Annotated in this window: 8 protein-coding genes; 3 read left to right on the top strand and 5 right to left on the bottom strand. The window is 60.6% G+C overall.

The features are described 5' to 3' along the window. Window positions 1–344 precede the first annotated feature (344 nt). Both QNH97_RS12260 and QNH97_RS12255 read right to left on the bottom strand, forming a co-directional pair. Window positions 345–2,042, bottom strand: coding sequence for a cyclic peptide export ABC transporter (locus tag QNH97_RS12260; RefSeq protein ID WP_283557061.1), 1,698 nt, complete (start codon window positions 2,040–2,042; stop codon window positions 345–347). Window positions 2,043–2,076: 34 nt separating this feature from the next. After that, the gene (locus QNH97_RS12255; protein WP_283557060.1) at window positions 2,077–3,138 is read right to left on the bottom strand and encodes a TauD/TfdA family dioxygenase; all 1,062 of its coding nucleotides are present in this window, start codon (window positions 3,136–3,138) and stop codon (window positions 2,077–2,079) included. Window positions 3,139–3,481: 343 nt separating this feature from the next. On the opposite strand from QNH97_RS12255, the gene QNH97_RS12250 reads away from it, so the two are divergent. The 3 genes from QNH97_RS12250 to syrC all read left to right on the top strand — a co-directional run bounded on the left by QNH97_RS12250 (window position 3,482) and on the right by syrC (window position 7,556). Beyond that, entirely contained in the window at window positions 3,482–5,329 is a 1,848-nt protein-coding gene (locus QNH97_RS12250; protein WP_283557059.1) for an amino acid adenylation domain-containing protein, read from the top strand. Window positions 5,330–5,346: 17 nt separating this feature from the next. Then, on the top strand, window positions 5,347–6,282 hold the full coding sequence (syrB2, locus tag QNH97_RS12245; RefSeq protein WP_283557058.1) for a syringomycin E biosynthesis L-threonyl-[L-threonyl-carrier protein] 4-chlorinase SyrB2: 936 nt from the start codon (window positions 5,347–5,349) through the stop codon (window positions 6,280–6,282). A gap of 62 nt (window positions 6,283–6,344) precedes the next feature. After that, window positions 6,345–7,556, top strand: coding sequence for a syringomycin E biosynthesis aminoacyltransferase SyrC (gene syrC, locus QNH97_RS12240; protein ID WP_283557057.1), 1,212 nt, complete (start codon window positions 6,345–6,347; stop codon window positions 7,554–7,556). A 1,137-nt stretch (window positions 7,557–8,693) separates the two neighbouring features. On the opposite strand, the gene QNH97_RS12235 is transcribed toward syrC, so the two are convergent. The 3 genes from QNH97_RS12235 to QNH97_RS12225 all read right to left on the bottom strand — a co-directional run bounded on the left by QNH97_RS12235 (window position 8,694) and on the right by QNH97_RS12225 (window position 11,830). Further along, window positions 8,694–9,305: an aspartyl/asparaginyl beta-hydroxylase domain-containing protein gene (locus tag QNH97_RS12235; protein ID WP_283557056.1), complete on the bottom strand. Its 612-nt coding sequence runs from the start codon at window positions 9,303–9,305 to the stop codon at window positions 8,694–8,696. A gap of 156 nt (window positions 9,306–9,461) precedes the next feature. Beyond that, window positions 9,462–10,832, bottom strand: coding sequence for an MFS transporter (locus QNH97_RS12230; RefSeq protein ID WP_283557055.1), 1,371 nt, complete (start codon window positions 10,830–10,832; stop codon window positions 9,462–9,464). Further along, the gene (locus QNH97_RS12225; RefSeq protein WP_283557054.1) at window positions 10,829–11,830 is read right to left on the bottom strand and encodes a cupin-like domain-containing protein; all 1,002 of its coding nucleotides are present in this window, start codon (window positions 11,828–11,830) and stop codon (window positions 10,829–10,831) included. Before QNH97_RS12225 ends, QNH97_RS12230 begins: the two co-directional genes overlap by 4 nt. Window positions 11,831–11,935 lie beyond the last annotated feature (105 nt).

Below are 11,935 nucleotides of genomic sequence, written 5' to 3'. Positions count from 1 at the left end.
ACGCGCCCCTCCGACACCAGGACGCCCGCCGATTGTGGGCCGCACTGAGTTACAACAACGTCATCCACAGCATGCGCAAAGAAAAATTTCATACGTTCCTTCTCAGAGATTTGTCAGTGCTGCCTGGGACAAACGCAACAGGCACGCCTGGAATTGATGCAGGTCCGCGCAAACAGCCAGCGCGGCACGGTGTCGGTGGGACGAGCGGATCGCCCTTGCATGGCATTGCCACCCGACAGCGCGTTCGCGCTTGCCGAGTGGGTTTCATGCCAGGCATCTTTCACGGTTTTTCAAAAGGTGTAGTCAGGCCATCGCAAGCCGGACGCTGTTGGCGAAATCGGCATTCAGGCTCGCTTGTCGCGGAGGGCGCAGTTGATATCGGAAACGATTTGCCCATCGGCCAACTTGATGATCCGATCGGCCAGTTGGAAGTACTGATCGTCATGGGTAATGATCAGCACGGTCTTGCCGCGACGCTTGAGGTCGGGCAGCAATTCTTCGTAGAAAAATTTCTTGAACGGCGGATCCTGGTCGGCAGCCCATTCGTCCAGTACGTAGACCGAGCGGTCTTCCATGTAGGCACACACCAGCGCCAGGCGCTTTTGCTGGCCATAGGACAAGGCCTTCATGGTTGAATAACCCAGCCCTTCTATCTTGATTTTGTCGGCCAGCCCCAGGGTTTCCAGGTACTTGCGCGCAAGCGTGGGGTTGCCGTCCTCTTCGTCGGGGCCGATGAGGCGGTTGAACAGATGAAAATCGGAAAACACCGCGGAAAACAGATCGCGATAGTCACTGCGACTTTCATCCGTGATGGGCTTGCCGTCGAGCAGCACCTCCCCCCCCTGCGGAATGTAGAGCCCGCAGATGAGCTTGGCCAAGGTACTTTTGCCGCAACCGTTGCCACCGACGATGTAGATCAACTCACCGGACTGCACCTCCAGGTCGATGGGCCCCAGGGCGAAACCGGTCTCTGCGTTCAACTCCTGGTAATGCATCTGGGCCGCCTTCAATTCGATGCTTTTCCAGGATTTCTTGTGCTCCAGCAGATGCACCTTGGGCGCGTCGGTCTCGATGGGCTCCGGGTGCGGATCGTTGATCGAGAAACCGAATTCAGAAAGACGGGTACACGCCACACGGCCCGCCGCCAGCAACGGCATCGCGCCCACCAGCAACGAAAGCGGTCCCATGATGTACAGCACGGCCAACACACTGGCGGTCATGATTTTCGGGTCGACCGCACCGACCAGGGGCGCGGCGAACAACAGGCAACCGATCAACAATGACAGGGTGAACTGCCCGACGTTGTCGGCCGCGGTGTACCACAGGCGCTCAACGAAGTTGTAACGCGCCACGCGGGTGGAAGATGCCTCGATGGCCGAACGGCCGAACCAACGGCGCCGCACCCCATTGAGCTTGAGTTCCTTCAGGCCGAACACCAGGGCGTGGGTGTATTCGTTGAAGGCGGTGTACTCATCCCGTACCCGGGAGGTGTTCCGCACGCCACAGGAAAAGAAGAACAGATAAAGCCCAACCCCCAGGATCATCAGCGAAACCGTCAAGGCCAGGACGACCCATGAAAGGTAAGCCAGGTAGGCAATGCCAAACAGAAAGACCGTCGTCTCCACCAGAATCGTCGGCATGATGATCAGCGTGGTATTGAGCTGCGGAATGTCGTTGGTCAGCATCGTCAGCACATTGGGTGGGCCGCGCCGGTCAACTTCTTCCAAGGGCGTGGCGAGAATCTTGCGGCACAGGGCGATACGCAACCGCGTCATGATGCGCATGCTGGCATAGGCCGGGAATAGCGCCGCACCGTTGCGCAGGATCAGCGCCGTGGCACTGAGGCCGATAAACCAGTACAAGGCATGGATTCGCGAGCCGTCATTGTGGATAGCGTCGTTGATCACGCTCACCACCGCGATAGACGCGACCCCACTGATCACACCGCAGATCAAGGTAAAGAGCGTCAGCCAGGGATGGTTGCGCCACAGCAGGCGCATGACCGAGCCTGGCTTGGGCTTCTTCGCTTTCTTCTCTTTCATGAGTAGCTATCCTCAAATGGACCCGCGAGATGGCTCATGCCGGCTGCCATACGTCATCCCTGGCGGTCATCTCGCCCATGGCGACGACAATCAGGCGCGGTTCCTCGTAAGGATCGCGAGCGTGGGCAGCCAACATGTTGTCGAGCATCACCACATCGCCCTTGCGCCAGGCGAACCTGACCGCACAGGCCTCATAGGCCTCGCCGAGCAACGCCATGACGCTGTCTTCTATGGGCGTTCCATCGCCATAACTGACCATGCGCGGCAGACGATCGGCGCCGAACATATCGAGCAGGTCTTCTCGCATTTCCTCGCCGAGACAAAACGGATGGTGCAGCTGGACCTGGTTGAAAAACGCCCGTTCCCCTGTCGTCGGGTGCTGGATAACCGCGGGGCAAAGGGTGCGTACTTGCAGGGTTTCGCCGTCGAGCCATTCGAAATCGGTGCCCTGTTCCCGGCAACGCTGTTCGACCGTCGCGCGGTCGCTGGTGCCGAAGAACGACGCCCAGCTCGGCTCTACACCGGTGGTGAACGTGCGGCTGTACATCAGGCCTTTCTGTTCAAATTGAGCCACTACCTCTGGAGGCAGGCACTGCAGCACCTGACGGATGTCCGCCAGCGGCGTCGCGCCGCCAACCCGTGACGGCTGTTCGCAATAAAACCATTGCTTGCGCGGCCAGCTTTCCAGGTGCGAGCTCTCGTTGTGATACAGGATCATCTCGCGCTCGGGATAAGGCGTGGAGCGGTAGACGTTGCGGCCACCCTCCTTCTTCGGCAAGTCGCCGTAACTGCCATGCAGCCCGGGCGACAAGGCTTCGGCGAACGCCTCGAAGGCCGCCACCGAGCCGAGGTCGAACCCGCGAAACAGCACCGCGCCGTGGCGACAAAGCAAGGCCTCGATCGCCTCGCGATGGGTACCGGCCCACAGCGAAGGGTCCAGTCCCGGTTCAATGGGCTCGATCACCACCGGCAAACTCAAACCGTCGGCGAGCAACGACAGCCGTACCGATTCGCCGGCTCCCTGACCAGGCCAGACCAGCGAATCCGCCATCCCATCAGCGGGCATGACGGGCGAAGCGTCAGTTTGAAGACTCATTAATAACTCCTGAACCACAGATCCTCGGATCCACGTCGCAGGGCCGAATCAATACGCCCCACCATCGGGCAAGGATAAAAACACTGATCCGGGGTGATGTCTGGCACCGCAAACAGGGACAGAGCCCGGCACGCACCGACGGTGCCAACGCTGCGATCCGCAGCAGGGTCGCTTGTCCCCATTTCCCGCGACAGACGCGGACACGAAGTCGGTGCTGAAATGCGGCAGCTGCGAATCGCACAGGTACCTGAAACGATCCCGTGGGCCGCAGTGACGTCTCGAGTGCAACGGTTTGCGTACCACGCAAATACGCTGCGCCTGGCCATTAACAGGAGCGTTAGTCATGCCGATTAAGAACACTGGCGGATCGGTCACCCCCGCGCCAGCCCCCCTCACGCCTGGCGTATTGCTGCATGAAATATTCACCGCCCGGGCACGTGAATTCCCCGAGCGAACCGCGGTGTCCGACGCCACACGCTCGTTGAGCTACGCGCAACTCGATGCCACCTCGTCACAGCTGGCGGCCAGGTTGCGCCAGGAAGGCGTCAAGAACGGCATGCTGGTGGGAATGTGCCTGCCACGCGGTGTCGACCTGGTCATCAGCCTGCTGGGCATTCTCAAGGCCGGCGGCGCGTACGTCCCGGTCGACCCGCAGTACCCTGGCAAGCGTGTCGAACACATCGTGCGCGACAGCGGCCTGAGCCTGATGATCGGGGAACTCGCCGACCTGCCGCAGAGCGCATCCGTGCGTGTCCTGTCCCTGGTCGAGCTGCTGGCCGGCCCGGCATTGGAACCCCTTTGCGACAATGAGCGCCGCAACCCCGACGAGGCCGCGGCGTATGTCATCTACACCTCCGGCTCCACCGGTGAACCCAAGGGTGTATTGGTGGCCCACGGCAACGTCAGCCGCTTGCTGGAAAGCACCCAGCGCTCGTTCGCCTTCACCGAGCACGACGTCTGGTCGATGTTCCACTCCATCGGTTTCGATTTTTCGGTCTGGGAAATCTGGGGCGCCCTCGCCCACGGCGCCCACGTGGCCGTGGTGCCTTACGCGGTATCGCGCTCGCCAGGCGATACGCACCAATGGCTGGCCGACCAGGGCGTAACCGTCCTGAGCCAGACGCCCTCGGCTTTCCGTGGCCTCGATGACGCCGACCGCTCTGCCCATGCACCGCTGGCGCTGCGCTATGTGGTGTTCGGCGGCGAGGCGCTGCCGGCCACCGTGCTGCGCCCGTGGGTCGCGCGTCATGGCGACAGCAAGCCTGCATTGGTCAACATGTACGGCATCACCGAAGCCACCGTCCACACCACCTTCAAGCGTGTGCTCGGCCAGGACCTGGAAAGCACCGCCATGGTGTCCATCGGTGCGCCACTGGATGGCTGGCGCCTGCATCTGCTTGATGCCGATCAACGACCGGTATCCCAAGGCACCGTCGGTGAGCTGTACATCGAAGGCGCCGGTGTAGCGCTGGGCTACCTGAATCGTCCGGCCCTGAGCGCCGAGCGCTTCGTCCAGTTGCCGGAAACCTCAAGCCGTGCCTATCGCACCGGCGACCTGGCGGTCCTGGGGGATGACGGCGAGTACCACTACGCCGGTCGTTGCGATGAACAATTGAAGGTCCGCGGTTTCCGGATCGAGCCGGGAGAAGTCGAGGCGTGCCTGCAGACCAGCCCGGCCGTCGCCGCAGCCCATGTCGTCGGTCACGATTACGGCGATGGCGACTGGCGCCTGCTCTGCTATGTGGTGCCGACCCAGGGTGTGGAAGCCTGGAGCGAACAGACCCGCAGCGAAGTGGCCGCGTTGGTGACGGCTAACCTGCCCGACTACATGCGTCCTTCGGCCTACATTGCGCTGGCAGAATTGCCGGTCACAGCCCACGGCAAGATCGACAAGAACCGCCTGCCTTCGCCTGACTCGGTCCCTTCGACCGTACAGCACCTCCGCGAACCAGGCCTCACCGAGCAGGAGCAGTTCGTGCTCAAGGTCTGGTCGGACGATATCGGCCTGAAGAACATCGGCGTGAACGATGACTTCTTCGACTTTGGCGGCACCTCCCTGGCCCTGATCCGCTCGTTGAGCACCCTCAAGGCCCATTACCGGATCAACCTGGACCCTGGCGCACTGGCAGACGGCGCGACCGCCAAAGTGTTGGCCAACTGCATCCAGCGTTCCCTTGTCCAAGCCCAATGACCGAAAAGGAAAAGCTCATGAGCAAAAAATTCGCCTTGACCCCTGAAGAACGTGCGTCCTTTGAAAAGAACGGTTTCATCGGACCCTTCGACGCCTATACGCCAGAAGAAATGAAAGAGACCTGGAGGCGTACCCGTCTACGCCTGCTCGACCGCAGTGCCGCAGCCTACCAGGACCTGGATGCGATCTCCGGCGGCACCAACATTGCCAACTACGATCGCCACCTGGACGATGAATTTCTCGCCAACCACATCTGCCGTGCGCAAATCTGCGACCGCGTCGAGAGCATTCTCGGCCCGGATGTCCTGTGCTGGCGTACCGAGTTTTTCCCTAAGTACCCCGGCGACGAAGGCACCGACTGGCACCAGGCCGACACCTTCGCCAACGCCTCGGGCAAGCCGCAGATCCTCTGGCCGGAAAACGAAGACTTCGGTGGCACCATCACCGTCTGGACCGCCTTCACCGACGCCAACATTGCCAACGGTTGCCTGCAATTCATTCCGGGCACCCAGAACAGCATGAACTACGACGAAACCAAACGCATGGCCTACGATCCCGATGCCAACAACAGCTCAGTGGTCAAGGATGGGGTGCGGCGCGGTTTCTTCGGCTATGACTATCGCCAGCTGCAGATCGACGAAAACTGGAAGCCAGACGAAGCCTCCGCCGTGCCTATGCAGATGAAGGCCGGTCAGTTCATCATTTTCTGGTCGACCCTGATGCACGCCTCCTACCCCCACAGCGGTGAGTCCCAGGACATGCGCATGGGCTTCGCCTCACGTTATGTGCCGTCGTTCGTGAAGGTCTACCCGGACTCTGACCACATCGAGGAATACGGTGGTCGCATCAGCCTGGAAAAATACGGCGCGGTCCAGGTGATCGGGGACAAGACCCCGGAATACAACCGCCTTGTCACCCACACCACCCGAGGCAAGAAATTCGAAGCGGTCTGATCTTTTTCAGTGCCCTATGACAGTTGGCATGCGCAACGTGCCTGACAGGAGTCCCCCAATCCATGACTATTTCCACCGACGCAGCCACGCGCCTGTGTGAGACCGTGAGGATGCTTAGGCACCTTGCCATCCATCTGCCCGACCCGATCTGCCTGAGCTTTCTCGCCCAGGGGAGCGACCTGTCACCCGACCAGGCCTCCCCCAGCGTCAGAGCCACGGAGCGGGCGGTCAGTACCGCCTTCGCACGAATCGGCGTCAAGGCCGTGCAGTACTTGCACGACGGCGAGACCCAACTGTCGTCCTTCGAGATGTTTATCAGCAAGAAAATCTGCCAGGCGCTCGAGTTCTCCTACGAACACTTCGACGACGTCGACAGTGCCAAGGAGTTCGGGCGCCTGGTCAGACACTTCGATTTCAGTGGTGCCGTGCCCGAGGTTGAGACACTGCACTTGATCACCCGCGACAACGTGGCGCTGTCAGTCCATGCCAGCACCGACCGACAACGCCCGGCCATCGTCCTGGCCCTGCCCTGTGGCATGCCGTTCGACCTGTGCCGCGACTGGTTCAACGCGCTGAGCGAGCGGTTCTTCGTGGTCACCTGGGAAACCCGCGGGCTTTTCGGTTCCTGCACCTCGTTCGACCAGTTGTCAGTGGATACCGACGCCCAGGTTGGCGACCTGATCAATGTGATGAACCACTACGAGTTGGAGAGCGCGCACCTGATGGGCATTTGCGGCGGCGCAGTGATTGCCCTCAGCGCTGCCGCCACCCACACCGACCGGGTCAATTCCCTGAGCCTGTGGCACGGGGACTACAACCTGGGCGACGACAGCCTGCGCACGCCTCATCAGCAGAATTTCGAATGGCTGATGGAATCGGCCGCCGTGGACCGCAACGAGGCCAGTGATCTGCAGGCGCTGTTCCTGGACCAGGCGACGCTGGCGACCATTCCGGACTCCATCGCCCATGCGGCGCTCTATCCTTATGTCAATGAGGAGTTGTTCTACCGCTATGCGCGACTCAACGATGCGTTGAACAAGACTGAGTTGAAGTGGCGGCTGGAGCAGATCACGGTGCCTACGTTGGTCGTCGCTGGCGATGCCGATGCAACGACCCATATCGGCGGCTCGCAGCACATTGCCGATTCCATCAGCGACGCCATGCTGCATGTGGAGCACAATGGCAGCCATCTGGCGTTTTTTGAATCGACCCAGCTTTCGAAGCAGACGGCCTTTCGTTTTCTGGAATCGACGCTTGAGTCTACGTTGGTCTGATATTGGCGTCTGATTGTGTGTATATCCGTTTTTTGTGTAACGGCTACTTAGGGTTCCGCCCTTACGGCGGCTCACTTTTGAGAAGCGCAAAAGTAAGCAAAACGCTTTTGCCCCACCACTTGGTGCCTCGCCTAGGCTCGGCATGCCCTCACTCCGGCATTGCTCCGTGGGCCCGCCGCGAAGGACCATCCATGGTCCAGCGCGGCTATCCCGGCATCCATGCCGGGATGCCCACTGCGCAATGCCTGCGTTCGGCCAGCGTGGTTTAACGGGGCGCCCAGATCAAGATCAAGATCAAGATCTAAAGCAAAGCAAGAGCCGGGGGGATATCCAGCATCTATGTGGCTGAACCATCGCTTTCGCGAGCAGGCTCGCTCCCACATGGATTCGCGAGTGCTCACAACATCTGCACATGACACAAAATCCTGTGGGAGCGAGCTTGCTCGCGATGGCGTCGGCACAGCAACATCACCGCAAGCTGACCCTCCGCTATCGCGAGCAAGCTCGCTCCCACATGGATTCGCGGGTGCTCACAACATCTGCACACGACACAAAAACCTGTGGGAGCGAGCTTGCTCGCGATGAGGTCGGCACAGCAACATCACCGCAAGCTGACCCTCCGCTATCGCGAGCAAGCTCGCTCCCACATGGATTCGCGGGTGCTCACAACATCTGCACACGACACAAAAACCTGTGGGAGCGAGCTTGCTCGCGATGAGGCCAGCCCTTTCAACATCTTCATTGACAGTGACATCGCCTTCGCGAGCAGGCTCGCTCCCACAGGGGAAACGCGGTCCCACCCAAACCAGGCCGGCTCTCAGGCCGCCTCGCGGCGGACGTTGATCTCGGCGCCCCGTTAACCACGATGGCCGAACGCAGGCATTGCGCAGTGGGCACCTCGGCATGGATGCCGAGGTAGCCGCGCTGGACCATGGATGGTCCTTCGCGGCGGGCCCACGGAGCAATGCCGGAGTGAGGGCATGCCGAGCCCTAGCGAGGCACCGAGTGGTGGGGCTAAAGCGCTTTGGTTACTTTCGCGCTTTTCGAAAGTGACCCGCCGTAAGGGCGGAACCGCCAGTAGCCGTTACCGAAAAAACGGATATACACACCACCTCGGAACAGCCCCCCAAAAAAACCTCAAGCAACCATATGCTTCTCACGATGAAACTCAATATAAAGCACAGTACGATAAGCCCTGGAAGCATTCACCGCAAAGTGATCAAGAGAGCCGTCAAAGATCACCAAATTGCCGTTGGTACTCTGATTAAAGCTGCCATTAACGTTGAGATAAGAGTAATTCTGGGTAGTAGGCGCATCGATGGTCAGCTGCATATGCAACAGCCCCTCTTCCCACGTACCCGTATGGGCATGGGTGCTGAGAAACACACTAGGCTCCATGCGCAGCAAAGCACAGAGCTTGATGCCAGGGATTTTTCTCAGCAACTCGATGGTCGCCGGCATGGCGGCCTGGGCGTAGGGGATCGGAGTGTCATAGGCGACCAGGCCATATTGCGTCCAGTCGCGCTTTATCTCCATGTTGTCACCCCACCCCCAGATCCAGCCGTACTTCCCACCCTCCTCCATATGCGCGGCAACTGCGTCGACGATCTCGGTGATCGACTTGCCCACCCGGTTGATGGTCAGGGTCGGCGCATCGAGAGCGAGAAACTCTTCACGAATCACCTCCCAGTTGTTGGCAAGGTCCTGGAGTTTGGGGAAGCGGCTGGGATCATAAAACGACGGGCGCATAGGTGCTCCTTTTTATCGAGGTTGTCGGCTCTAATGGCGATGCAAACACGGGTCTGCCAGGCCCGGGTGCGGGGGTGGCAAAAGCTCGGCAAAGGTTGACCCACCGCCCCCGGCCTGTCTGTCACGGGAATCCGGTACAACAGGCCAGGCCCGGTATCACAGGGCGTTGACCGGGGGACTGTCGCTCGCCTGTATGGCCGCTGCCTGCGGCTGGGTCTCGGCCAGACGGCGCATCGGCCCATAGAGCAAAACACCCAGGGGCAGGAGCGCAAAAAGCGCGCCGGCCACCACGAACAGCAAGCCCACGCCACGTCCCGCGCCCACCCCCAGCCAGAGACCGATCGAATCGGCGTAGAGGCCGTCGGGCTGCAGCGCCGGCTGGAACCAGTGGTCCACCAACACACCACCGACGAAGATCACGAGACTGGTGGCAGCAATGGTCAACATGTTGATCAGCGCAAACACACTGGCGCGATTACCGCTGGGAATCTTGTGCATCCACAGGGAGGTCACACAGGCATCGGCGACGCATGCCGAGGTGATGGCGAAGAACGCCAGGGCACAGTAGGCAACGGGATGCAAAACCACCCCCAAGGCAATGACACAGGCGGCCAACAACAGATCGGCCACCCCCACCAACGCCATCAACTTGCGCGGGTGGCCGATGAGAATCAGCAGCCCGGCGCCAAACAACCCGCCCAGGGCCGACCATGTGTAGGCCATGCCCAGCATCTGGCTGCTCATGGTGGACAACACCAACGGCGTCATCATGACGGTCGCCAGCGAAAGCAGCGCGTTGCGTACCACGGTGTAAACCAACAGCCAGGCCATCAGGTGCCCGGCGGAGAAAAACTTCAGCGCCGAGGCAATATTGCCCAGCACACTGCGAAACACCGGGCCTTTGCCGGTACCGTGCAGCCGCTCCGGCGCGAACCGCACATGGGAAAACGCCTTGATCACCAGCAAGGTACCGGAACAAAAGGTCACCACGTTCAGGCCCAGGATCATCACCAGGCCGGCCTTGGCCATGATAATCCCGGCCATTTGCGGTGCCACCAGCGCCGAAACGTTTTTACTGATGCTTATCAGCCCCGAGGCCCGGGTGAATTTCTCCGGGGCGACAATCGTATTGACCGCTGCCTGGTACGCCGGTTTGCGGAAAGCCGCGACGATGGAAGCCAAGCCATTGAAGATGTACAGATGCATGGGCTCCAGGCGATCGAGCCAGAGCAACGCCATGATCCCCAGCAGCAGCACCGCCAGGCTTACATCGCAACAGACAATGATCACCCGGTGACTGATCCGGTCGGCCAGCCCTCCCGCCAAGGGCAAGAACACAATCGCCGGCAACGTTGCCGCCAATATCACGTTGGTGAATGCCACCGCCGAGCCGGTATGGGAGTACACCCAGACGCCGAGGGCGAAGCCCATCATCGTCGTACCGACGACCGCCAACGATTCACCGCACCAGAGGAAATAGAAACTGCGTCCGAGGTCGAATCGTTGGTGGATGCTCCTGAGGCTCATGTGCGCGCATCGCGGGGCTTGCCGGCACCGATCAGGCTGCGCCCCAGTCGATAAACCAGGGAATAGGCCACTACCCCCAGCACCAACGGCGCATAACGGGAAAACAGAAAGGTGCGCAATACCCGCCTGGCAATGGGCGAGCGGATATCGCCACTGACATGCAAGGGGGTCGGGAATGTCGCGGCAACGGTCGCGCCGAATGCGTCATCCATCGATTGCACCGCATGCCACCAATAGACCGGTATGTACAACGCATCGCCCGGTTCCACCACCGTGCGCAATGCATGCAAACCCCGAGTGCCCGGGAAGCGCTGGGTGTCGATGTCGTACAGATAACCCGCCTCCTCGACCACCGGCCGAAGCGCCCGCCAGCTGGCCTCGTCCGGCGGCAGCAAGAGCACTTCCTTGGCACCGACTACCTGGGCCATGAAGGTCTCATCGACCACATGGAAATGCCAATCGGTGTAGGAGTTGCGGTACAGGAAACTGCGATGGGGTGGATAGTGCCGGGGCTTGGACAGCGTCGGCATGAAGGGCAGGCCACCGACGTCTTCCCTCATCTGCTCGATGGCAGAGCCTTTGGAAAAGCGGCAACTGTCGGCCACCTGCGGATCATCGCCCTCGCCAAGCCTGTCGAGAAACTCATGGAACGGCACTTCCTGGAAGACCGTTTTCGCGTACTCGGTCATCGCCGCCTTGACCTCGGGCTTCGACCAGCCGATGACCTCCGAGACGATCTTCGAACGCACCTTCACCGAACTGTTGCGCGAATGCGCCTTGAGGTAGTCGAGGTTCCACTTATGGAACGCCGGCCAGTGCCGCACCGCATTCTTAACCAGGCAAGGACGGTTGTAATTCACGTACTGGCGGGTGAATTGCTCATTGGAAATCGTCAGCGCATCGATCACCTCGACCGGTCCGGCCTTGGGGTGATTGGGGAAACGGGACAGGCTCCAGAACTTTGAGGCTGGACGATCCGACTCGGTGATTAGTGGCATTTTCGACCCTCGCAAACACACTCAGGGCCGTTGGTATAACAGACTCGCGCCACCCTGCCCAAGCACCGCAATGCCCCGTTTCCCGTGGTTGTCCCTGCTTCCCAT

It is taken from the genome of Pseudomonas sp. G2-4 (assembly GCF_030064125.1).
GTDB lineage: Bacteria > Pseudomonadota > Gammaproteobacteria > Pseudomonadales > Pseudomonadaceae > Aquipseudomonas.
Note: the sequence above shows the minus strand (reverse complement) of the source record. Positions and strands in the feature narration are given on the sequence as shown.